Consider the following 21736-nt stretch of genomic DNA (forward strand, 5'->3'; position numbering starts at 1 on the left):
GCCCTCATCAGCGCGCGTTGCCGCCTGACATCTCTGGAAAATCGAAACACCCGGCGACCCGACGCGCCCAGGCCTCTCCCAGATACGCCTCGACGACCCCGATCTGTTCCTGCGCGTGGATGAACCGATCGTCCGCCACCATGATCCCGCAGTGCCGAGCCGGATATTTCCGCATCAGCCGAAACAGCACGAGCTGCCCCGCCTTCGGTCCGCGAGCGGGCACGAAATACCGCTCTGCGGCCACTTCCAGTGCGTCGCGCGCATCGTTACGCCGCCAGTCGGCGGCATAGGGCGGCAAGGGCTCGGGGTCGGCGGCATAGAGCGCCCGCCACACTCCGCGCACCAGGCCCAGGCAGTCACAGCCTGCGCCCAAAGCGGCCCCTTGATGCCGGTAAGGCGTCCCCAGCCAGCGCCGCGCTTCGGATACGACCCGCGCCTTCATTTGACGAAGCCCTCGCCCGTCATCGGGTCATCCTCACTGGGATAGCGCATCAGGAAATCGTTGCCCGGAATATGCGGAAATCCCTGGAAATTGACCGCGTTGTTGAACTTGCTCTTGCAGGTCGAAAACTGCTTGTCGCACCCCGCATAGACAGTCAGCGCGTCACCCACCGCAATACTGTCGGCCACCGTCTGGTCGAGCGTGATCACCGCGCCGGAATGAACGGAAATGCCGTCCTCGATTCCGGTCCGCGCACCGCTCGTCCACGAAACGTGCCCATAGGCGAACCAGCCATCGGCAAACCCCGAAAGCCCCGAAACCGTAATTCGCGCGCCACCCTCGACCGCCGTTACCACCGCATCCGCCTTGAACCCTGTCGGCCCGAGCACAAGCCCGCACCGCCCATCCCCGAGCCGGGCGTCGCACAAATGGTGATAGACCCGCCCCTTGGGCACGTTGAGCGCATACTGCCCCGAGCGCAGTTCAGCCCGAAATACCCCGTCCTCGCGCACGATCTCCCCGATCGTATCCGCGCGCATCAGATGCCGTTCTCCGACGTCCCTCCAGTTGACGCGCCAGCTCTCGACCCGCGCGCCATCATACCGCCCCATGGCGATATCGGCTTCGGTGATCGCATCGGCGTGCAATACCCCCAGAACCTCGGCGGTCTGCGTCTGCGCGCCCGTCCGCGCCACGGTCTCCCCGCCATCGAGGCCATGCGCCGGCGTATATGTGACCCCATCGAAGCTCAGCGCAACGTCATGATCCGTGAACCCGAGCGTCACCCCATCGGCGCGCACCAGTTTCCAGCACCAGCATAGCGTGGTCGCACCGGATCCGACATGCGCGGCAAAGCCAGTCGAAAAATCCCTCATTCGCCGATCACCTCGATCACGGGAATATTGGGCGCAATCGCGCCGTCGAAATCGGCCAGTTCGATATCGAGCCTGTCAGTATCAAACCGCACCGGCACGTCGAAGGTGAACCCGGCCGTCACCGTCGCGCCCAATGCCGGTGCTGCATCGAGCGTGACGATCCCGGCCACGGTGTCGACGGAGAAGGCCCCAACGTCCGTAACCACCCCATCCACCGCGACCGAGACCGAACCGGAAACGGGCTTGGTGATCGCCCGCCAATACGGATCGAACCCGGCACCATAGCGCTTGCGCAATGGGAATGCGGTTGCGTTCCCGTCCCCCGTCCCCAACACCTGGTCGCTCGCTGAAGGTGCGCCACCATCTGCCGCCGAGGAATAATCGAGCGCATCGCGCCACCGGAAGCTATGAAACCGCCCGCGCCGCTCCTCGAAAAACTCAAGCACAACGCGCATATCCGCCCGCGACTTGATCCCGTACCCGGCATTGTACCGCCGCCGTGCGTGCGCCCAGCGCGCATTGCGCTCCTCGCGTCCGGAGGCAAGCGTCACGATATCCGTCAGCCGCTGCGGCCCGCCCTGAGCGCCAAGCGCGATATCGAGCGGAAATCTCACATCGTGAAACGCCATCACGCCCCCCGCGTCCCGCGCCGCACCGCGCGCAGGAGCATCGCGCTCACCTCCGCCTCTGCGGTCGCAAAGCTCTGCGCGTCACGCGTTGCAACATTGAACGTCACATTGACGCCGGGCGCTGCGGGAGCGCTCGCGGCGCCCGGCAATCCTCCCACCGTTCCAACCATGCCCGCGTTAGACGAGAGGCCGCCCCATTGCCCCTCGCCCGGCAGATAGCGCGGCGCGGCCAGCCCGCCGCCGCTGGATAGCGAGGAACCGCCGAGCGCCGGATTGAACCCGGCAAAGACGCTCTCGACGACCCCCGAAACCAAATTCCCGATTGGCGCCAGCGCCGCCTTGAGCGCAATCTGCGCAAACGCCGCCGCGATATCGCCCAAAAGCCCCTTGAGCGACCGCCCTTCAAGAATCGCGCCGCGCAAAGACCGCGTCAGCGTATTGCCCACGGCATCCCCAAGATCGCGGATGCGCTCGAGTTCGTCGGAAATCGCATCGAGCTCACCGTCGAAATCATCGTCAAACCCGTCGGCCATTCTCACCTCCATCCGGATGCGCCGCCATCAGCCGTTCAAACCCCGCGCGGTCGAGCGGCTTAGCCGTCCCGCGCCCCGTCAGCCCCGCATGTGCCGCCGCCAGCTCGCGCGGCGTCATCGCCCAAAATGCGGTGGGCGGCAGCCGTAGCGTCCCGAGCCCGAACCGCATCGCCTCCTGCCAGGGAAACCGGCTCATGTGCCCTCCCCGAACGTGGCTTCGAGCAACCGCACCGCAATCCGTGCCGCGCCCTTGAGCCCGCCTTCGATCTGCATCCGCGCAAGGTCGTCATCGGTCACCGCATGCCCGCCTCCGCGCAGCCCCGAACCGATGATCGCCGTCAGATCCCGCGCCGAAATGCGTCCCTGCGCGAACCGTTCGGCGAGCCCATTGAGATCCCCCGCGCCCAGCCGCGCCTCGAGTTCAGCCAGCGCGCCGAGCGTCAGGCACAGCGTCATCGTCTCCCCGCCAATCTCGGCGGAGATTTCACCCCTTAGGGGATTGGCCATTTGTGCCGCTCCTTGATTGTGTTAATTTGTGTTCAGAGTGATTGTGTTGTGTGCACATGTGCACACCTGCCTCAGGAGGCCGCCATGCCCGAAACCACTACCCTCACGGTCCGTATCTCGCCCGAGACCAAGGCCAAGCTCGACCGCATCGCCGAACTCACCCAACGCTCCAAATCCTTTCTCGCCGCCAAGGCGCTCGACGCCTATGCGACGCGCGAGTTGGAGATTTGCGAAAAAATCCAGGAGGGAATCGAGGATGTGAAAGCCGGTCGGGTGGTTAGTCATGAAGACGCGATGGCCGAGCTCTACGCCGAAATTGAAAAGGCGAACAAGAAAGCAAGCTGACCGTGAAGGTAAGGTGGTCGCGTAAAGCGCTCGACGAATTGCGCGGACAAGTTGCCTATATCGCGCGTGACAATGAAGCCGCCGCTCTGCGTGTAGCCGACGCCATAAATCTTGCTGGTGAAAGGCTGGGCAAATTGTCCACCGGGCGACCGGGCAGACAAGCAGGCACCTACGAAAAACTCGTCCCGCGCCTGCCTTACATTCTCGTCTACGGCATCGACGAAAACACCGTCACCATCCTCCGCGTCATCCACACCGCCCGCGACTGGCCTTAGCCTGCAGCAAACGTCAGCTCCCCCGCGCTCTCAAGCGCCAGTTCGAACGTCACCTCACCGGCATGGTCCCCGGCAAATTCCAACGCCACGATCTGGAACGGCCCCTCGACCGTCCCGAAATCGGGCAAGATCAACTGCCAATCCCGGATCGCCCCGGCAAAGAACAGCGACCGGATTTCCGCATCCGACGCCTTGTCCTTGAAAATCCCCGCCCCGGACACCGACGCGCGTTTGATGCCGCCCCCGGCGAGCAGCTCCCGCCATCGCCCCGCGCTCTCGGCATCGGTCGTATCCACGCTCGCCGCGTTGAACGCCAGCGACCGTGTGCGCAGTCCCGCCACGGTGAGAAAACTCCCCGACCCTGTCTGGTCGAGCTTCAAAAGCATATCCTTGCCGCTTTGGGCCGCCATAGTCGTGTTCTCCTACGAGCGTTTCCAGCAAAAGCGGGAACCACTTTTGCGGTTCGGAAACGCGACAAAATAAAGACTTGGAGCGCAACGCGCTCTAATTGATGGGCTCGGAATGAACCCGCAAATGCACCGCCGCCCGCGCCCGACCTGTCGCCAGGTCGACCACGGTCTCCGTCCGCATATGGCGGCGCAGCGTGATGGTGTTTTCCGCGGGCGCCAACGCCCCCGTCACGGCAACCCGCTCGATCCGATGCGCAATTTCTAGCGCCGCCCGTCGCGAGGGATGCGGTACCCAGCAATGAATGACGAGCCGGTGCGCCAGCCCCGGCGTCTCGTCTCCGTCGCGCGGGACCGCGTCGTGTCGAAAGATCGCTGCATAAGGGGGTGTTTTGTCCCTGGGCGGGCTATCGAACATCGCATCTCCGACCAATAGCGTTAGCGGCGCATCCGCCTTCCACGCGGCCACGAGCGCGGCCTGAATATCGTTGAGCGCGCTCATCACCCCACCATCGCCGTTTCGTTGCACAAGCAGGAGAGATAGGCCCGGCGCCCGTTGATATCCTCGGTCGCCACCACCTCGAGCCGCCGCCCGCGATAGACGATCCGGTCCCCCGGCCTGAGATCCGACCGATACCGCATGACAACCACATGCGAAGATGCCGCCGCGCGCCCGTCATTGATCGCCGCGAACCGCGCCGACCGGCTCGTCACCCGCGCCCAGACGCTGGTCAGCGGCACATAAATCGCCTCGTGTCCGCCACCGGCATCCTCCACCGTTTGCCGCGATTGTAATTGCACCCGGTCGCGCAGCGTTCCGACCGGGGGGATTTCGGCTCTCACAGCCGCACCCGTTTGTAATTGGCCACCAGCCGGTCGAACCCGGCTGGCACAACGGCGCCCGCTCCAGCCATCAACACCGCATCGCGATGCTCGTACCAGTACGCCACCAGCGTCAGCAGCGCCTGGACGAGATCGGCAGGGACATCCGCCGCTCCGGCCCCGAACCCGGCGACATAATCGATCTCGATCCCCATCCGCTCGCGCAGAACAGGTGTGCCATCGATATTCGCGGGCATAATCAGCCGCGCGGGGACCGCCTGCCCATCCGGCAGAAACTGGGCGGCATCTATGATCGTTGCGTTGCCCGCATCGTCGTAACCCCGCACCTCGGTCAGCGCGATCAGCGGCGAAACCGGCAGCCGGATCACCCGATCCTCGGGCCACCCATCCAGCACCACCCGCCAGCTCTGCGCAATCAGCGCCCGCCCCGTCGTGCTCTCGACATGGATCCGCGCCGCCGTAATCAGCGCCTCGATCAGTCCGTCCTCGGCCGTATCGTCGACGCGCAGGAATTCCTTCGCCCGAACGAGCGAAACCGGCTCCTCCGCCGGCCCGGCGAGAAGATAGGAAGTCATCTACTGTTCTCTTTGATTTGTTGGGAGAAAAGCCCCTCACCCAACCGGATGAGGGGCCGCGCCGGCTTTCGCCAGCCGATCAGCTGATGCCGAACTTCAAGAGCTTGATCGCGTCATAATCCGCAATCCCGCCGCCCACGCGCTTGGTCGTATAGAACAGCACATAAGGCTTGGCGCTATAAGGATCGCGCAAGACGTTCACGCCCTGCCGGTCGACGATCAGATACCCCCGCCGGAAATCCCCAAACGCAATCGGCGTCGTATCCGTGCCGATATCCGGCATGTCCTCCGCCTCGACCAGCGGGAAGCCCATCAGCGAAGCGCGCCCGTCGGCCTGCGCCGCCGGCTGCCAGAGATAGTTCCCATCCGCGTCCTTGAGCTTGCGCACCGCCGCCTGCGTCGAGCGGTTCATCAGCCAGGTCGCGTTCTGCCGGTAGCCAGCCTTGAGCGCATAGACGAGGTCAATGAGCACATCCGACGCGTCCACCGGAGCTGTCCCGCCAGGGAAATCCCCGTCGACGCCCGTCGCGACATACCCCAGATTGTCCCAGGACCAGCTGTCCTCGGCCACAATCGTCGCATCGAGGAAGCCCGTCGGCTTATTGACCCCGTCCCCCGCGATGAACGCGCTCGTTTCCTGCTCGGCGAACGCCGCATTCACCTCCTCGGCGATCCAGCGCCCGACATCGACCGCCGCGTCGTCGAGGAAATTCTGCGTCGCCGCCGGCATCGCATAGAGCTCCATCGTCGGGAAGCTCAATTCGTCGATGGTCTGCGACGTCGTCTGCGCCCGCGCGCCGGTCTCCCCGACCCAGCCCACCTGCGGCCCCGAAACCGTGATCGGCTTCTTATAGACCGAGGAGGACACCTGCCGCACACCGCAGATCGCCCGCATGGGCGAGACCGTCGTCAGAAGCCGCGTAATCTCGGTCTCCGTCTCGGCGGGCACCAGATATCCGCCATCGGGGTTCGACCCTATCGAAAGCGCCTTCTCTTCACCCCGCTTCACATAGGCGGAAAACGCATCCTTATATTCGTCGCCCCCGTGCGCCACGCCACCTTCGAGCGCCGGACGTGCCCGCTCCACCGCGGCCTTGTCGAGCGCCGCTTTCTGCCCGTCGAGCAGGGTATTGAGCCTATCGAGCTTGTCCTCGAAAAGCGCATCGGCGCCCCCGCGCTTCTCGATCTCGGCGAGCCGCGCGTCGTTGGTCGATTTGAATTCCTCGAACGCCGACATGAACTCGGCAAAAAGCGCGTTCACATCGCCGCCAGCAGGCGTTGCCGCCGCCTTGTTTTCAAGGCGCGGTTCCTCGGTCTTGATCATCGATCGTCCTTTTTCAGTTTTGAGAGCCTGACCCAAAAGTCTGCGGTTGAGGATTGGCGAGGCATTTTTGGTCAGAAGCAGGGGGGAATTTGGGGCAATATTGAACATATTGGCTCAAATTCCCCCCCTGCTTCTGGGCAATAAAGGCCCGCCAAGCCGACCCGTCAGACTTTTGTGTCAGGCTCTAAAGAGTTGCGCCGCCGCGCCCAGCGTTGCGGCCAATTGCGCGGTCTCCGCGCCCGAAGGCACGGAGGCAATCCGCGCCTGATCCATCATCGGAAAGGTGACGATGGAGATTTCCCAAAGGTCCACGGCCCACAGCCGCCGCGTCCCCGTCCGCCCGTCGCGGCTCGCGCGCACGGCGCGGAACCCGATGGAGAGCCCGTCGATCGCCCCCTTGGCGATCAAGGCCCGCAAGCTCTGCGCCCGCGGCACCCCGTCGAGCAGCCGCCCGGAAACCCGCAACCCCCGCGCGTCCTCGGCGATTTCGTCCCAAAGCCCGATGGGCTCCTTGGGATCGTGCTGAAACAAAAGCCTCACCCTCGCAGGTGTCCGCGCCTTGAGCGAAGCGGAAAACGCCCCCGGCATCACCACGTCCCCGCCCTGGTCGGGCACCGAAAAGATCGAGGCATAGCCGGAAAACCGCCCATCTGCGTCAATCGCAACGCTCATGTGCGCGCATCCGGCTTGGCCGCAGGCGCTGCCTTCACGCCGGGCTTTTTCAGCGTTCCGGCGAGGTTCCAGGCAAACTGCCGGAACACGTCCTCCGCCTCAGCCCCGCGTGCCGTCCCCTTGCGCCTGGTCGTCTTTTTCCCCATCAGTCCTTGCTCCTGAACAGCTTGTTGAGATGCGCGATTTCGGTCACGAAGGTGTTGAACCGCCGGTTGGCTGCGACAAGCTCGCGCAAAACAAAAACGAGCGCCGCACTCGCGCCGCTCGCCCACAAAAACAGCGCCAAATGCGCCAGATCGCCCCTTTCGAGGACGGCTTTGGTGATCTCGTCCATGGCTACCTCCTTCCGAACCCCAGAAGCTCCCGCTTCTCGGCGTCGCTCAAGAAATCCGCCTCCCCGACCCGTTTCCACTCCGCCGCCCGCTCGGCGGCCAGTTCCTCGATGCCGTCGAAATCCGGCACCAGCTCTGCCCCCTCGAACGCCGGCGCCAGCCAGGCCGAAAGCTCGGCGGTCACCCGCCTCACCAGCGGGATGACCGTCTGGCGCCACAACGCCCGGCTCGCCTCCGCGTAATTGGCGTACGTATTGTCCCCCGGTATGCCCAACAGCATCGGCGGTACCCCGAAGGCCAGCGCGATTTCCCGCGCCGCCGCGTTCTTGGCTTCGAGAAAATCCATGTCTCGCGGCGAAAGCGCGATCGACTTCCAATCGAGCCCGCCTTCGAGCACCATCGGCCGCCCGGCATTGACCGCCCCGGCGAACCCCTCTTCGAGTTCCACCTTCAGCCGCTGATACTGATCCTCGGTCAAATTCCCCGCCGCCGCGCTATAAACCAACGCACCCGAAGGCCGCGCCGCGTTCTCGAGCAGCGCCTTGTTCCACCGCGAAGCCGCATTATGCGTCTCAAGGCTTGCCTGCGCCGCCTCGACCGGCGCGAAGCCATAATGATCGTCGAGCGGATGAAAGAGCGAAAGGTGCAGCACCCGCGGGATGGGCTCGGTATCGAGCATCAGCTTCATCGTCCGCCCATTGGCGGTATAACTGAACCCCACCGGCCATCCGTCGCCCCCGGCGATCACCGCCATCCGGTCGGGCCGCAGCCCATAAAGCCCTTTGACCGCGCCCTCGACCAGCGCCGCATCGAGATAAGCATTCCCCGCGGTCTGCAGGTAGCTATAAACGCTCTCCAAAAGCGCCGCCCCCGTCTGCCGCCGGTTGGGCCGGGCGACGAGATCGAGCACCGGATGATCCGTCAGAACCCGCGCCCCATCGCGCACCTCCAACGGCACCCGCGCCGCGCTCTCGGCGACGAGCCGCACACAGCGATAAACCACCGGGTTTTTCGCAAACCCCTCATTGGCCAAGGCCACGAACCCCTTCCGCGTCACCCCGCCCGTCCCGAGCGGGCTCAGCGCAAAAAAGCTCTGGCTCCCGGCCATCTTGGTTTCAGTAGGCAAGCGCGATCGCCCGCCCCAAAGGCGGTTCCACCAGTGCGGCATCGGGTCCTCGTTTTGTTTTTTGGAAAATCCTGGCGGGTCAGCGGCCCACCTGGCCGCATCATCCCCACCGTACAAGCATCATACCCCGGCGCCGTGACGCGGGGATAAGTTTGTCACCAAAAAAGTCTCACCAGCTTGGCGCAAGCATCTAGTGCCGTGCTGGTGTGGAGTTATTCAGCGTCAGGCGAGCCGCCTAATTTCTCCTGACATCAGCGCGCAAGCCGTCGATTTTTCGACGAAAATCATCCTCGCCCCGCATCTGCCAGATAGAGCGACCTACCCAGACAACGACAGCTACCAAGTAGAGCCACCAGGGTAGATCCAGACCGTAGATTATTAGGCAGGCAATAAATAGGGTCATGGTGAATGATCGCTCGTCAGGCCGCGTTCGGAAATTTCATATCGAAGCGCAAAGGATGGCCCAACGCCTTGAACGCGTCTTCAAGGCTGTCCAGCCGCGAATTGTGTTCGAGCCGGAAAAGCCGATCCACATGCTCACGCTTGCAGTCGAGCGCCCGCATCAAGTCCGCCCGCGTCCATCCTTTTTCCCGCATGATCATATAAAGCGCCGACTTCAGCAGCACCAAAGCGGACATCTCGACGAACCAGCCACGTCCAGTCGTTTCGTCGAGCGGCGCGGGAATATCCTCGCCATGCGCGATCCGGCGGGCAATCGCCTCCTCAATGGCGTTGCGGGCGTTCCGGTAGGCATCCTCCTGCGCTTCCCCAAAGCTGACCACTTCCGGGAATGCGGGCGCCGTCACCAGCCACGTTCCATTGTCGTCGGGTTTTAGGACAACTTCATACCACATACTCTGTCCTTTCACTTGAGGCCCAAATCCTTCTTGATCTTGTTGACCAAGCCGGTACCAAGCTCTTTGGCCCCACCGTGCATAGGCAATTGCGAAGTCTTTCCGTCTCGGTGCACGGTTAAATGGCCGCTCCCGCCCCGATGCCTCTCGAAGGTGCAGCCTTGCTTGGCAAGCCATCGTTTGAATTCGCTGGCATTCATGAATGTAAGCTATTCAACACTTCTGTGGAAGTCAACACAAGTGTGGAGCCACCGAAGCGCAAGCGTCTCTATTCCGTCCCGTCCGGGTCCCTCAGGAAAAAACCGGTCTTCGGAATAATCGAGTACCTTGTTCTCGAAATGAACCGCGCGGATCGGCCTTGACCACGGCGATCATCCGCTTGGCGCTATCGCTGATTGTGAAATTGACCGGGGGGCCGATGTAATCAGTCACGAGCGACCTCAATCTGAAATCAGAAGGTGCTCTATGGGCAAGTCCTGCAGGCGTTCGCGCGCGTTTTCACTGACCTGCCAAACGCCGGGGTTCTCCTCCACGGCCCGACCATGCCAATATTTTGCCTCTCGCATCCGACCCATTGCCTCATAGCATTCAGCGATGCGCATGCCCAGATAGCCGGCATCGAGCGAAGGGTCTCCATCGGCCATGAACATATAGACCTCCAGCGCATCCTGGAAACGTCCCATGTCCTGGAGCTTCGCAGCAGAACGCTCGAAGATATTGAAGTCATAAGCCATGGACACTCACCTATAAATCGGAATCAGTCAGCCTCACACCCAATAGTATTGCTCTCGCCGTTCTTACGCGCGCCCCTCAAAACCGTACCTTCGGCACACTCCCCCGCAGCAGCAATTCCCCCACCGCCCACACCAGCGCATCCACCCGGTCCGGCGAGTGCCCCTCCGCGAGCCCGTCCGGCCCGAACGCACACATCTCATCCTCAAGCGCGTCAAACGCCCCGCAGTGCACCACCCGCCCCTGCGCATAAAGCGCAGCGACCGGCTCGGCCCGTACCCATTTGCCGCGATTGGCCCGCACGGCCACGACCGGCACCAGCGGGTCCACCTGCGCCAGCACCGCCTTGACCAGATCCCCGCCCTGGTTCACCTCGGCGATGATCGCGTCGGCCGCGAACTCGTAAAACGCCTTGATCGCCACCCGCGCCCAGCCGGTCGGCGTGAGCTTGGAGGCCGTCCGGTCGGCGAGGACGAAGGCCATGTCGCCCCTGCGTCCCGCCACGACGATCCCGCACGCGTCCGATTTCGCGCTGCCGGTCATCGGCGGATCGACGGCGACGATGACGCGCTCGCATTCGGGCACTGCGTCGGTGCGCCGCCGGTCGAAATCCGCGCGGCTCCAGAGCGCGCCCTCGATTTCCTCGATAATCTCGCCCTCGAGCTCCTGCCGCCCCAGCGCCGTCTGCCGATAGCGGTCGACGATGGCGGCGAGGAAATGCGGCGCCAGATTGTCCTTGTTGGCGTCCGTTTTCATTCGCGCGCTCACCGTTCCCGGATCGGCAATCAGCCGCTTGATCAGCCGCGTGGATTTCGGCGTCGTGGTCACCAGCTGGCGCGGATGCGGGCCCAGCCGGAGCCCGAACTGCAACATATCCCACGCCGCTTCCGCCTTGGGCCATTTGGCCGTTTCGTCGCACCAGGCGGCGGCGAATTGGGGTCCGCGAAACCGCTCGGGGTCATTGGCCGGCAGCAGAAACGCCTTGGCGCCGTTGGGCCAGACGACCCGGTCGCGGCCCGCATCGAAACGCGGCCGGTCCTCGCGCGGATGAACCCGCAGGAGCCCCGAAACGCCTTCGACCATGATGGCGCGGGCCTCGGTCATGGTTTCGCCCACCAGCGCGATGGGCGAAACCGGCTCCTCGCCGGTCGCCAGCATTCGGATCCATTCGGCCCCGGCGCGGGTCTTTCCCGATCCGCGCCCGCCGATCAAAAGCCAGGTTGTCCAGTCCCCGTCAGGCGGCAATTGCTCGTCGCGCGCCCAGATGTGCCAATAATACATGAAAGCCCTGAGCTCTTCGGGCGTCATCGTCGCGACGCGGGCCAGCAGCCTCAGCTTTTGGGCCTTTGTGAGCGGCTTCACCTATTCGGTCTCGAGCGCCTGAATGCGGCTTACCAGCCGCTCGCGGATCGCTTCGAGCTCGGGATCGGGCTTTTGCTCCGGCTTGGCGCGTTTGCCGCTTTCGGTCGTATCCATCGCGATCAGCCGGTCGATCGTCTTGGTCATGGTTTCGAGCGTTCGGATTTCGGTTGCGCTCATGCTGCCTGCCTTTCGCATTTCCTCTTCGAGCGCGGCGACCTGGATGTCGATCAGCCGGATCATGCGCCGGATGATGTCGAGCCCCACCGGCCGGTTCGCGCCGGGGCGGCGTTTTGGCCAGCACGCCTTGGCGCGGTAGTAGTCGATCTGGTTTTTGGTGACGCCGTGACGCGCGGCGATTTCCTCGACATCGATGATGCCCGCCACATAGTCACGCCGCACCGCGTCCCAATCGGGACCGGAGAGTTCAGTCATCGGTTCTGCTCGGAAGATGTGTTTCATGCGGCAAGAGCGGCGCCATCGGGCGCAACAATCTCACCGTGCCACAACACTAACCGAACCGCGTGACGCGGGGATAAGTTTTGGATTTTTTTCGCGGAGGAAAGCGTGCAACGCCCGGCTTCCGGGCGTTGTGAGGATCGTTCAAGCCGCCTGGGCCTGCATGGCCTCTTCCATCCGGTCGAAGCTCTGCGCCATACCGTCGGTCATCCCGGTCGCCACCGCGCCGTCGCGCGCTTCGCGGCTGTCGAACACCATCGAAGAGATCATCAGCGTCTTGCCGCCGGCTTCTTCGAGCGTCAGCGTACACAGGCTTTTGCCGTCGAACCCGTCCATGCGTTCGGTATTGACGATGCGGGTCGGGGCCTCGATCTCGTGATATTCCCCGGTGGCGCCGAATTCGTGCGAGTCGTCATCGGCACGCCAGACATAGCGATAACCGCCGCCAACCCGAAGATCGATCTCGCACACCGGCATCGACCACCCATCGGGCCCCAGCATCCACTGCCGGACGAGCTCGGGCTTTGTGTAAAAGTCGAACACCATCTCGGCCGGCGCGTCAAAACTGCGCTTGACCACGATCTCTGTGTCGTTGGGGAGAGTGACATCCACTGGTTTGGGCATGATCGGCTCCTTCCGTGTACTGTACCGCCTTAAATATCCAAAGTGTTATATAAAAACTTGGAAATGTAAAGACCCATCTTGACCGCCGCACCGCGTTGAGCTTTCCCTTCTTCGCCAATGTGACACATGCCCGATCGGACCCCATGCGCGACAGACTCATAGCCATCGTAGCCTCCCGACGCTGGGAGCAATTCATCGTCACTGTCATCGTTATCAACGCGGTCACGCTGGGGCTCGAGACCGTGCCCGAAATGATGGCGCGTTTCGGCGGCTTCCTCATGGCGCTCGATACGCTGATTTTGGGCATCTTCGTCGTCGAAATCGCGGTGCGGCTCTATGCCCATCGCCTGCGCTTTTTCCGCGACCCTTGGTCCGTCTTCGATTTTGTCATCGTCGCCATCGCGCTTTTGCCCTCGACCGGCGCCTTCTCGGTCCTGCGCGCGCTACGCATTTTGCGGGTGCTGCGACTCATCTCGGTGGTGCCATCGCTGCGCAAGGTCATCGGCGGCCTCATCGCGGCCCTGCCCGGCCTCGCCTCGATCATCGTCCTGTTGGCCCTGGTCTTCTACGTCTTCGCCGTCATGGCCACCAAGCTCTACGGCGAGAGCTTCCCCCAATGGTTCGGCTCGATCGGCGCATCGCTCTATTCGCTCTTCCAGATCATGACGCTCGAAAGCTGGTCGATGGGCATCGTGCGGCCGGTGATGGAGGTCCACCCCTACGCCTGGGCCTTCTTCGTGCCCTTCATCGTCTGCACCGCCTTCGCGGTCCTCAATCTCTTCATCGGTGTCATCGTATCGGCCATGCAGGAGGAGCACGACTCGGCAGCCGACGACTCGCGCGCCAAGATGCTCTCGGAGACCGCCATCCTGCTCGACGAGGTCCGAGCCCTCCGCGCCGAGGTCGCCGAGATGAGGGGTGAGCGGCGCGCCGGCTAGCGGACGGTTGCATCGCCAAGCCAGAGGTCTATGGTCCGGCCATCAACCGGACCATAGACCATGCAAGACGACTATATCCGCCGCATCCTGACCTCCTCGGTCTACGACGCTGCCGTTGAAACCCCGCTCGAAAGAATGGGGCCGCTCTCGGACCGCTTGGGACGCGCGATTTACTTGAAGCGCGAGGATCTCCAACCGGTCTTCTCGTTCAAGCTGCGCGGCGCCTACAACAAGCTCGCCAGCCTTTCAGCGGACGAAAGGGCCCGCGGCGTCATTTGTGCATCGGCGGGCAACCACGCGCAAGGCGTCGCCTATTCGGCGACCCGGATGGGCGTGCGTTCGGTCATCGTCATGCCCACCACGACACCCTCGATCAAAGTCGAGGCCGTCAAGCGGCTGGGTGGCGAGGTTGTCATCCATGGCGATGCCTTCGATGATGCGCGGCTCCACGCGCTCAAGCTGTGCGAAGACGAAAACCTCGTTTTCGTCCACCCCTACGACGACCCCGATGTCATCGCTGGCCAGGGCACTATAGGGGTGGAAATCCTGCGTCAGCACCCATCCGACATCGCGGCCATCTACGTTCCCATCGGCGGCGGACTGGCTGCGGGGGTTGCGGCCTTCACGAAATTCCTGCGCCCCGGCATCAGGGTTATCGGCGTCGAACCCAACGATGCCGCCTCGATGAAAGCTGCAATCGCAGCAGGCCGGCCCATCCCGCTCAACGAAGTCGGCATCTTCGCCGATGGCGTTGCGGTCAAACAGGCGGGCGAGGAAACCTTCAGGCTCTGCCAGCAATATCTCGATGATATCGTCACGGTCTCCACCGACGAGATCTGCGCTGCGATTAAGGACATCTTCGACCACACCCGCGCCATCGCCGAACCTGCCGGCGCGGTATCGCTCGCCGGGCTGCGCAAACACGCGGGCAGGCTCACCGATCCGGGAGCGGCGATCGCGATCCATTCGGGTGCCAACATCAATTTCGACCGGCTACGCCACGTCGCCGAACGCGCGGAAATCGGCGAGCGCGCCGAAGCCATCCTTGCCGTCACGATCCCCGAAAAGCCCGGCGCCTACCGCGCCTTCATCCAGCTTATGGGCGCCCGCGCCATCACCGAGTTCAACTACCGCTTCGCCCCGGGCGCGAACGCGCAGATCTTCGTCGGCGTCAAGCTCTCGGGTGGCGACGCCGAAACTCGCGCGATCATCACCGAGCTCGAGGCGCATGGCCATCACGTCCTCGACCTCACCGATAACGAAGTGGCCAAGCTCCACATCCGCTATATGGTCGGCGGCCGCGTCGAGGGATTGGAAAACGAGCTTCTCTACCGCTTCGAATTCCCCGAACGTCCAGGCGCCTTGCTGCGCTTCCTCGAAGGCTTGCGGTCGGATTGGAACATCTCGCTCTTCCATTACCGCAACCACGGCTCGGACTATGGCCGCGTCCTCGCCGGCATCCAGGTGCCGCCACACGAGCGGGCGATGTTCGAAGCCTATCTCGATGAACTCGGCTATCCCCATTGGGACGAAAGCGACAATCCGGCCTACCGGATGTTCCTTGCCGCCAGCGATTAGGGCTTGGCCAGAAATAACTGCGCCGGATTGCGCCGGGATTTTCGGTCCTGGCCAGGAGCGATCAGCCGGGAATATCGAGATATTTCCGGCTCTCGCGACGCCGCCAGGGACGAAAAGACCAAGCAAGATGGCGCAGTTATTTCTGGACAAGCCCTTAGGCGCTATTGAGGTGAATAATGTTCCCGTCCGGATCCTTGAACCAGACCATCCGGAAATCACCGGCCTTGTGAATGCCGTTCTCGAAGGTGACACCCTCGAAGTCGTACTGTTCGAAGGTTACGCCCTTGGCGCGCAGGTCCTCGACGATAGCCTCGATATCGTCACCGCAATCGAACACGACAGCGTTCGCTTTATTGGTTCCGGCGAACTCGGACCCGTAAACGAGCAGACGGGTATCACCGGTCTTATAGACCATAACGCCGCCCATACCCTCTTCGACCAGCTCGAGTCCAAGGGTTTGGGAATAAAACGCGCGTGCCCGATCGATATCGCTTGTCGCGAGCATCGCCGATGACGATTTGGTGTTCAGCCCACCCATGGCGGCCTCCTCTTTGCGGTTGTTAACCCACCAAGGACGAGCGGCAGGGTTGCGTTCCGACAGTTCAGCCGGACCAGTTGACTATCGCGCCCGAACCGCGCCAACTCGTGCCATGCGATTCTTGGCTATCTCCGGCAGCGCCCGGCGCGATTCTACCAACACCGCGTTGCTACACTCCGTTCGGCAGGCTGCGCCTCCCGGCGTAGAGGTTGTCGTTTTCGACGGCATTGCGAGCTTGCCGGTCTTTTCACCGGATCTCGAAGGGGCGGTTCTGCCCGCTCCCGTGCAGATGTTCATGGATGCTATTGCCGCAAGCGACGGGGTGATCATCTCCAGCCCGGAATACGTGCGCGCCATTCCCGGCGGCCTCAAAAATGCAATCGACTGGCTCGTTTCCGGCGACCTCATCATCGCAAAGCCGATCGCGCTCCTGCATGCCTCACACCGGGGCGACGACATGCTCGCCAACCTTCGCGTGGTCCTATCGACCGTGAGCTACCGGTTCAACGAGGAGCTATTCCTGCGGCTCCACCTCATGAAGATGTCACCAGACGAAATCGCACGCACGCTGGCAGAGCCGGAGAACCGGGCCAGAGTCCAGCAATACCTGCAGGCTTTCGCCGAATATTGCCGGGGTTAGGTGTGCCTCACCACCCCGCGAGCAACAGCGCCAGCGCAACGAGGGCCGGCGCTGCCTGAACATAGAGGATTTTCCGGCTCACAGTAGCCGCGCCAAAAACACCGGCGACAATCACGCAGCCAAGAAAGAACACCTTGATCGCAAAGCCACCGTCGCCCAGCCACAATCCCCAGACCAGCCCGGCCACCAGAAAGCCGTTATAGAGCCCCTGGTTGGCAGCGAGCGTCTTGGACGCCTTGGCGAACTCCTCGGTCGTTCCGAACGCCTTGCGGCCCTGCGGCTGATCCCACGCGAACATCTCAAGATACACGAAAAACGCGTGCAACAGCGCCACGACGCCGATCGCGATACTGGCCAGCATGAGATCACCCTCTTTGCAAATCGATTCCCTACTCAGCTTTGAGCATGCCGATCCGCATCGAGCAAGCTGCAAGGCGGCCGATCAGCTATTGTGCAACAAGATGATGTTGCCGTCCGGGTCCTTGAACCAGGCCAACAGCATGTCATCCCACGTGTGCACGCCATCCTTGAACGTAACCCCTTCGAAGTCGTACTTTTCGAAGGTGACGCCTTTGGCGCGCAGGTCATCGACAATGGCCCGAATATCCGCGCCGCAGTCGAACGACATCGCGTTGGCCTTGTTGGTGCCGGCGAATTCCGAAGGATAGAGCTCCAGCTTCGTCAGACCGGTCTTGTAGATCACGGCATCGCCCATCCCCTGGCTCTCGGCTTCGAGCCCCAGAGTTTCGCCATAGAACTTTTTCGCTCGTTCCATGTCGCTCACCGCGAGCATCGCCGAGGAATTCTTATCTTTTAGTCCGCTCATGATCGTCCTCCTTTATCGGTCAAAAAAGAGTGACTTCGCAGCGAACGGTTCAGGGCAAAGAGCGAGTCCCTACCAGCCACAGGCCTCCCGCACCGGTTGGAGCGCCTGTTCAATCCCCTCGATCTGAAAACTCACCGTCACCGAGCGCTCACCCTGAGGCTGCGCGCGGACAATCAGCCGGTTGGTGACGAGCAGACGGTCGATAAACGCACGCGCGTCATCCTCCGAAAAGAACCCCAGCGCGGTGCGATCCCCCGAGAGGTCGAGCGATTGCGATCGCGGCGGCTGGCGGTCGAACTGGATTGTAATCAATCCCGAGCGCGATGTCTCGGTGCCCATGAATTGCCCGGCAAAACTGAATTGCACGACCGGCTGCTCGTCCTGGCACAGGATGGTCAGCCGCGCCGGCGCCCGTCCGCGGGGTTGGGCGGGGATCAGTTGCTCGGATTCGAGCGAGGCGAACGGTCTCTCGGTGCCCTCGATCTGGGACACTTCGACACCTGATGCCCACAACCCCATTTCGGGATTTCCTTCCTCATTGCCGCCGCTGAAGCGACCCGACCGGAAAATCGAATCGTAGCAGTCAAGCCGCTCGCTTGCCGGTCCGATGGCCGCACATTGCTCCGGATTGAATTGCTGGCCCACACCAGGCGAAGCATGGAAAAGCGCTATCATCACCGTTGCTGCAGCTAGAATCGCCCGGCGCATTCCGCGTCTCCCCAACTGTTGTCCTTATGGCTAATCTGGGGCGCCCCGCCCGGCAAGTCCATAGCGGGTAACATGAAAGTGGCCTTGGCATGCGCCACAGGCCGCCCTACATGTCACCTTCGACGCCAATCCAAGAGGAGCCCCCTATGAGCGCTGCTGAAGCCTTCGAGTTGATCCGGGAAGAACAGATCGACGAGGTGAACGCGCTCGCGCGTTACTACAGGCACAAGAAAACCGGCGCGGAAGTGCTCTCGCTCATCAACGACGACGAGAACAAGGTCTTCGGCATTGCCTTCGCCACGCCGCCGGAGGACTCCACGGGTATAGCACACATCCTCGAACATTCGGTCCTATGCGGATCGGAACAGTTCCCGGTCAAAAAACCCTTCGTCGAGATGCTCAAGGGCTCGCTCCACACATTCCTCAACGCCATGACCTTCCCCGACAAAACGGTCTATCCGGTGGCGAGTCAGAACCTTGCGGACTTCCACAACCTCACGGAAGTCTACCTCGACGCAGTCCTCTTCCCGCTCCTCACCCGCGAGACCTTCGAGCAGGAGGGCTGGCATTACGAACTCGAAAGCGCCGATGCTCCGCTCATCTATAAGGGTGTGGTGTTCAACGAGATGAAGGGTGGTTATTCCTCGCCCGATCAGGTCCAGCGCACCTATGCGCAGAACGCACTTTTCCCCGACAACACATACGGATTTTCCTCCGGCGGCGACCCCAAGGTAATGCCTGAACTGACCTATGAGCAGTTCGCGGCCTTCCACAAGCGCTACTACCACCCGTCCAACGCCCAGATCGTCTTCTATGGCGACGACGATCCCGATCAGCGCCTCGAGATCCTCGAAAAATACCTCTCGCGCTTTGAGAAAGCCGAGCGCGCGCCGGTCGTGCCTATCCAGCGGAAGTTCGACGAACCGCGCTACGAGGTCCGTACCTATCCGGCGGACGAGGAGAACAAGCGTTCCGCCTTCGTCACGCTCAATTGGCTGATTGCGGAAACCCACGACCACGTCGAAGCGCTGCGCCGCTCGGTTCTCGCCCACGCGCTCTTGGGCAATTCGGCAGCCCCACTCTATAAGGCGCTCACCGAGTCCGGGCTTGGGGAAAGCGTCATCGGCGGGCTCAACGGGCACTATCGCGAGCCGTGGTTCAATGCCGGATTGCGCAACGCGGACGCCGACACGGCAGAGCAGATCGAGACGTTGATCCTCGACACGCTCGCGTCTCTGGCCGAGCACGGGATCGACAAGGCAACCGTCGAATCCACGGTCAACACCATCGAATTCTCACTGCGCGAGAAGAATACCGGCGGGTATCCGCGCGGCATCATGTATTTCTTCGCCGCGTTGGGTGATTGGCTCTATGGCAAGGACCCTCTCGAAGCGCTCAAATACGAAGACGCGCTTGCAACGCTCAAGGCCGAGCTTGCGGCTGGCAAACCAATTCTCGAAGACCGCATCCGCTCCCTCCTGCTCGATAACGCCCACCGCGTGACGCTCGTCCTCAAGGCCGATAGGGAACAGGCCGCACGCGAGGAAGCCGCCGAACGGGCGAGGCTCGATGCCATCCGCGCTGGGTTCAGCGAGGAGGATATCGCCGGGGTCGTTGCGACCACGCAAAAGCTCAAGGCGCTCCAGAACGCGCCGGACAAGCCTGAAAATCTCGCCAAAATCCCGACGCTCACGCTCGACGATCTCGACCGCGAGATCAAGACCGTCCCGACGGAGGAACTTTCGCTCGCGAAGGTTCGCACGCTCTATCACGACCTGCCGACCAACGGCATCGTCTATTTCGACCTCGGGTTCGACCTCAAAACCCTCCCGTGCGAGTTGATCCCCTATCTGCCGATCTTCTCGCGCGCTTTAACCCAGACAGGCACGAGTACCGCCGATTATGTCGCGCTATCCCAACGCATCGGGCGGTCAACTGGTGGTATCGGCGTTCAGCGGTTCGCGTCGTCTCTGGTCGATGGCGCCGGCTCGGCAGCGATGCTGATCGTGCGTGGCAAATCGATGGCGGACAAATCCGACGAGTTGCTCGCGATCACCCACGACATCCTTACCGACGCCCGGCTCGACAACCGCGACCGTATCCGCCAGCTTGTGGCGCAGGACAAGGCACGGCTGGAAGCCGGTCTCGTACCGTCCGGGCACATGATGGCCTTTTCCCGGCTCCGGTCTGCTATGACCGAAGCCGATTGGCTGTCCGAGCAATGCGGCGGAATTTCACAGCTCTTCTTCTTGCGCGATCTCGCACAGCGGGTCGAGAACGACTGGGAGAGCGTCGAAAGGGCTCTGACCGCGATCCGCGAGCATGTCGTCAACGCCACCACTGCGATTGCGAACGTCACGGCGGACGCCGAAACCTGGACCGTGTTCCAGCCCCGGCTCGAAACCTTCCTCGCTGGCCTCCCCACGCATCCCGCCGTCCTCGCCGATTGGGGCGATTTGCCGGCGCCGAAAAACGAGGGACTCACGATCCCCGCGCAGGTCAACTACGTCGCCAAAGGCGTCGACCTCAGAAAGCTCGGCCATGAACCGTCCAGTGCGCTTTCGGTCGTGACCAAATATCTCGGCACGACCTATCTTTGGGACAAGATCCGCGTCGAGGGCGGCGCTTATGGCGGGTTTGCCCGCTTCGACCCGACCGCCGGCATCTACGCCTTCGGCTCCTACCGCGACCCGAACCTCACCGCCACGCTCGACGTCTACGACAAGACGCCGGAAAAACTCCGCGAGGAGATTTCCGACGCCGATCTCACCCGCTCGATCATCGGCACCATCGGCGATCTCGACGCCTACCAGCTCCCCGACGCCAAGGGCTTCACCGCGCTCGTGCGTGAGCTGACCGGCGCGACGGACGCTTACCGCCAGAAGCGGCGCGATCAGGTGCTCGCGACCAGCAAGGCTGACTTCCGCGAGGCGGCCGACCTGCTCGAAGAGGTGGCGCGGAACGGCCATATCGTCGCCATCGGCTCGGAAAGCGCGATCAACAAGGCCAATGCCGAGCGCAACGGGTTCCTCGAGGTGACCAAGGTGCTTTAGAGCTTTTCCTGGAAACGCTTTAGGCGTCCTTGGCCATCTCCGCGAGCTTGGCGACGGTGTTCAGGTTACGCGCTGTTCCGGCTTTGGCGGCTTTGATCGTGAGTTTCGAATTGCCCATGCCCGAGGGATAGTGGATGTAGATTTCTCGTCTTCCCGCCACGGCTTCCTCGTCGGCGTGCCCCTGCATGGCGTCGAGTGCATCCGCGGGCGGCGGAACGTCGAGGAAGGTCGCCGTTACCCTGTTGCCCGGCGCATCGGGGAACGGATTGTCCTTGAGGATCTGCGCAATCTCTTCGGCGGTGCGGATCATCACGCCGACGGGCTTTCCCGCGTATTCTGCGAGCCTGTCTTCGAGCGCCGTCTTGACCTCATCCGCACTCCTGTCGCTCCGCAGTACGACATTGCCGCTCGCGATGTAAGTCTCCACATTCTCAAAGCCCAGTTCGGCGCACATGGCACGCAACGTTTCCATGGGCAGTTTGCCCGTGCCGCCGACATTGACGGCCCTCAAAAGTGCGACGAATACGGTCACTGCGATCTCC

General features: G+C 62.6%; 32 protein-coding genes. 6 read left to right on the top strand and 26 right to left on the bottom strand.

The genetic code is table 11. The features are described 5' to 3' along the window. Window positions 1–7: 7 nt before the first annotated feature. From LG281_RS06120 to LG281_RS06145, 6 genes are read right to left on the bottom strand one after another with little or no spacing between them, the layout of a single operon-like run. Window positions 8–442, bottom strand: a complete 435-nt coding sequence (locus tag LG281_RS06120; protein ID WP_404405384.1) for an NlpC/P60 family protein — start codon at window positions 440–442, stop codon at window positions 8–10. After that, a complete protein-coding gene (locus LG281_RS06125) occupies window positions 439–1317 on the bottom strand; it encodes a DUF2163 domain-containing protein (protein ID WP_404405386.1) in 879 nt (292 codons plus the stop codon). The genes LG281_RS06120 and LG281_RS06125 overlap by 4 nt, the downstream gene beginning before the upstream one ends. Further along, complete coding sequence (locus LG281_RS06130; protein WP_404405388.1) at window positions 1314–1946, bottom strand: TIGR02217 family protein; 633 nt, start codon at window positions 1944–1946, stop codon at window positions 1314–1316. The genes LG281_RS06125 and LG281_RS06130 overlap by 4 nt, the downstream gene beginning before the upstream one ends. Beyond that, window positions 1946–2479 carry a hypothetical protein gene (locus LG281_RS06135; protein ID WP_404405390.1) on the bottom strand — a complete coding sequence of 178 codons (534 nt, stop codon included), beginning with the start codon at window positions 2477–2479 and terminating at the stop codon, window positions 1946–1948. Before LG281_RS06135 ends, LG281_RS06130 begins: the two co-directional genes overlap by 1 nt. Then, window positions 2463–2675, bottom strand: a complete 213-nt coding sequence (locus LG281_RS06140) for a rcc01693 family protein (RefSeq protein ID WP_404405392.1) — start codon at window positions 2673–2675, stop codon at window positions 2463–2465. The genes LG281_RS06135 and LG281_RS06140 overlap by 17 nt, the downstream gene beginning before the upstream one ends. Then, the gene (locus LG281_RS06145; RefSeq protein ID WP_404405394.1) at window positions 2672–2986 is read right to left on the bottom strand and encodes a gene transfer agent family protein; all 315 of its coding nucleotides are present in this window, start codon (window positions 2984–2986) and stop codon (window positions 2672–2674) included. Before LG281_RS06145 ends, LG281_RS06140 begins: the two co-directional genes overlap by 4 nt. Before the next feature lie 84 nt (window positions 2987–3070). On the opposite strand from LG281_RS06145, the gene LG281_RS06150 reads away from it, so the two are divergent. After that, on the top strand, window positions 3071–3331 hold the full coding sequence (locus LG281_RS06150; RefSeq protein WP_404405396.1) for a CopG family ribbon-helix-helix protein: 261 nt from the start codon (window positions 3071–3073) through the stop codon (window positions 3329–3331). 2 nt (window positions 3332–3333) lie between these two features. Further along, window positions 3334–3606 (top strand): type II toxin-antitoxin system RelE/ParE family toxin, encoded by a 273-nt coding sequence (locus LG281_RS06155; protein WP_404405398.1) that lies wholly within the window; start codon window positions 3334–3336, stop codon window positions 3604–3606. Here LG281_RS06155 and LG281_RS06160 read toward each other — a convergent pair. The 15 genes from LG281_RS06160 to LG281_RS06230 form a co-directional block, all read right to left on the bottom strand. Further along, window positions 3603–4016: a phage major tail protein, TP901-1 family gene (locus LG281_RS06160; RefSeq protein WP_404405400.1), complete on the bottom strand. Its 414-nt coding sequence runs from the start codon at window positions 4014–4016 to the stop codon at window positions 3603–3605. The two genes, LG281_RS06155 and LG281_RS06160, sit on opposite strands and share 4 nt — an antisense overlap. 94 nt (window positions 4017–4110) lie before the next feature. Continuing rightward, complete coding sequence (locus LG281_RS06165; RefSeq protein ID WP_404405401.1) at window positions 4111–4515, bottom strand: DUF3168 domain-containing protein; 405 nt, start codon at window positions 4513–4515, stop codon at window positions 4111–4113. Next, window positions 4515–4856, bottom strand: a complete 342-nt coding sequence (locus tag LG281_RS06170; protein WP_404405403.1) for a phage head closure protein — start codon at window positions 4854–4856, stop codon at window positions 4515–4517. Before LG281_RS06170 ends, LG281_RS06165 begins: the two co-directional genes overlap by 1 nt. Continuing rightward, a complete protein-coding gene (locus LG281_RS06175; protein WP_404405405.1) occupies window positions 4853–5431 on the bottom strand; it encodes a head-tail connector protein in 579 nt (192 codons plus the stop codon). Before LG281_RS06175 ends, LG281_RS06170 begins: the two co-directional genes overlap by 4 nt. Before the next feature lie 79 nt (window positions 5432–5510). Continuing rightward, window positions 5511–6755 carry a phage major capsid protein gene (locus LG281_RS06180; RefSeq protein ID WP_404405407.1) on the bottom strand — a complete coding sequence of 415 codons (1245 nt, stop codon included), beginning with the start codon at window positions 6753–6755 and terminating at the stop codon, window positions 5511–5513. 177 nt (window positions 6756–6932) lie between these two features. Further along, a complete protein-coding gene (locus tag LG281_RS06185) occupies window positions 6933–7427 on the bottom strand; it encodes an HK97 family phage prohead protease (RefSeq protein ID WP_404405409.1) in 495 nt (164 codons plus the stop codon). Then, window positions 7424–7573 carry a hypothetical protein gene (locus LG281_RS06190; RefSeq protein WP_404405412.1) on the bottom strand — a complete coding sequence of 50 codons (150 nt, stop codon included), beginning with the start codon at window positions 7571–7573 and terminating at the stop codon, window positions 7424–7426. The genes LG281_RS06185 and LG281_RS06190 overlap by 4 nt, the downstream gene beginning before the upstream one ends. Next, window positions 7573–7761, bottom strand: coding sequence for a hypothetical protein (locus LG281_RS06195; RefSeq protein ID WP_404405414.1), 189 nt, complete (start codon window positions 7759–7761; stop codon window positions 7573–7575). Before LG281_RS06195 ends, LG281_RS06190 begins: the two co-directional genes overlap by 1 nt. A 2-nt stretch (window positions 7762–7763) precedes the next feature. Beyond that, window positions 7764–8885, bottom strand: coding sequence for a phage portal protein (locus LG281_RS06200; RefSeq protein WP_404405416.1), 1122 nt, complete (start codon window positions 8883–8885; stop codon window positions 7764–7766). Between the two features lie 419 nt (window positions 8886–9304). Further along, window positions 9305–9739: a type II toxin-antitoxin system HicB family antitoxin gene (locus LG281_RS06205; protein ID WP_404405418.1), complete on the bottom strand. Its 435-nt coding sequence runs from the start codon at window positions 9737–9739 to the stop codon at window positions 9305–9307. Window positions 9740–9750: 11 nt separating this feature from the next. Continuing rightward, the gene (locus LG281_RS06210) at window positions 9751–9939 is read right to left on the bottom strand and encodes a type II toxin-antitoxin system HicA family toxin (protein WP_404405420.1); all 189 of its coding nucleotides are present in this window, start codon (window positions 9937–9939) and stop codon (window positions 9751–9753) included. Between the two features lie 240 nt (window positions 9940–10179). Next, window positions 10180–10473, bottom strand: coding sequence for a hypothetical protein (locus tag LG281_RS06215; RefSeq protein ID WP_404405422.1), 294 nt, complete (start codon window positions 10471–10473; stop codon window positions 10180–10182). Between the two features lie 76 nt (window positions 10474–10549). After that, the gene (locus LG281_RS06220; RefSeq protein WP_404406643.1) at window positions 10550–11779 is read right to left on the bottom strand and encodes a DNA-packaging protein; all 1230 of its coding nucleotides are present in this window, start codon (window positions 11777–11779) and stop codon (window positions 10550–10552) included. 54 nt (window positions 11780–11833) lie between these two features. Beyond that, window positions 11834–12265 carry a hypothetical protein gene (locus tag LG281_RS06225; RefSeq protein ID WP_404405424.1) on the bottom strand — a complete coding sequence of 144 codons (432 nt, stop codon included), beginning with the start codon at window positions 12263–12265 and terminating at the stop codon, window positions 11834–11836. A gap of 168 nt (window positions 12266–12433) precedes the next feature. Beyond that, window positions 12434–12913, bottom strand: a complete 480-nt coding sequence (locus tag LG281_RS06230) for an SRPBCC family protein (protein ID WP_404405426.1) — start codon at window positions 12911–12913, stop codon at window positions 12434–12436. Between the two features lie 143 nt (window positions 12914–13056). Here LG281_RS06230 and LG281_RS06235 point away from each other — a divergent pair, with 143 nt between their 5' ends. Together LG281_RS06235 and ilvA are read left to right on the top strand one after the other, a co-directional pair. After that, entirely contained in the window at window positions 13057–13851 is a 795-nt protein-coding gene (locus LG281_RS06235) for an ion transporter (protein WP_404405428.1), read from the top strand. A gap of 60 nt (window positions 13852–13911) precedes the next feature. Next, a complete protein-coding gene (gene ilvA, locus LG281_RS06240; protein WP_404405430.1) occupies window positions 13912–15429 on the top strand; it encodes a threonine ammonia-lyase, biosynthetic in 1518 nt (505 codons plus the stop codon). A gap of 154 nt (window positions 15430–15583) precedes the next feature. On the opposite strand, the gene LG281_RS06245 is transcribed toward ilvA, so the two are convergent. Further along, entirely contained in the window at window positions 15584–15967 is a 384-nt protein-coding gene (locus LG281_RS06245; RefSeq protein WP_404405432.1) for a VOC family protein, read from the bottom strand. Between the two features lie 112 nt (window positions 15968–16079). Between LG281_RS06245 and LG281_RS06250 the strand changes: the two genes are divergently transcribed. Further along, window positions 16080–16607, top strand: a complete 528-nt coding sequence (locus LG281_RS06250) for an NADPH-dependent FMN reductase (protein ID WP_404405434.1) — start codon at window positions 16080–16082, stop codon at window positions 16605–16607. Window positions 16608–16614: 7 nt separating this feature from the next. Here the strand turns inward: LG281_RS06250 and LG281_RS06255 are convergent, their stop codons facing one another. The 3 genes from LG281_RS06255 to LG281_RS06265 all read right to left on the bottom strand — a co-directional run bounded on the left by LG281_RS06255 (window position 16615) and on the right by LG281_RS06265 (window position 18141). Beyond that, on the bottom strand, window positions 16615–16968 hold the full coding sequence (locus tag LG281_RS06255) for a DUF1304 domain-containing protein (RefSeq protein WP_404405436.1): 354 nt from the start codon (window positions 16966–16968) through the stop codon (window positions 16615–16617). An 81-nt stretch (window positions 16969–17049) separates the two neighbouring features. Next, window positions 17050–17433 (bottom strand): VOC family protein, encoded by a 384-nt coding sequence (locus LG281_RS06260; RefSeq protein ID WP_404405438.1) that lies wholly within the window; start codon window positions 17431–17433, stop codon window positions 17050–17052. Window positions 17434–17502: 69 nt separating this feature from the next. Further along, window positions 17503–18141 carry a type VI secretion system-associated protein TagO gene (locus tag LG281_RS06265; RefSeq protein WP_404405440.1) on the bottom strand — a complete coding sequence of 213 codons (639 nt, stop codon included), beginning with the start codon at window positions 18139–18141 and terminating at the stop codon, window positions 17503–17505. Between the two features lie 146 nt (window positions 18142–18287). Between LG281_RS06265 and LG281_RS06270 the strand changes: the two genes are divergently transcribed. Beyond that, window positions 18288–21194 (top strand): insulinase family protein, encoded by a 2907-nt coding sequence (locus LG281_RS06270; protein ID WP_404405442.1) that lies wholly within the window; start codon window positions 18288–18290, stop codon window positions 21192–21194. Between the two features lie 19 nt (window positions 21195–21213). Here LG281_RS06270 and LG281_RS06275 read toward each other — a convergent pair whose 3' ends face one another. Beyond that, a complete protein-coding gene (locus LG281_RS06275) occupies window positions 21214–21726 on the bottom strand; it encodes a DUF1697 domain-containing protein (RefSeq protein ID WP_404405444.1) in 513 nt (170 codons plus the stop codon). Window positions 21727–21736: the final 10 nt, after the last annotated feature.

This window comes from Pelagibacterium halotolerans, from assembly GCF_044811015.1.
Lineage (GTDB): Bacteria > Pseudomonadota > Alphaproteobacteria > Rhizobiales > Devosiaceae > Pelagibacterium > Pelagibacterium halotolerans_A.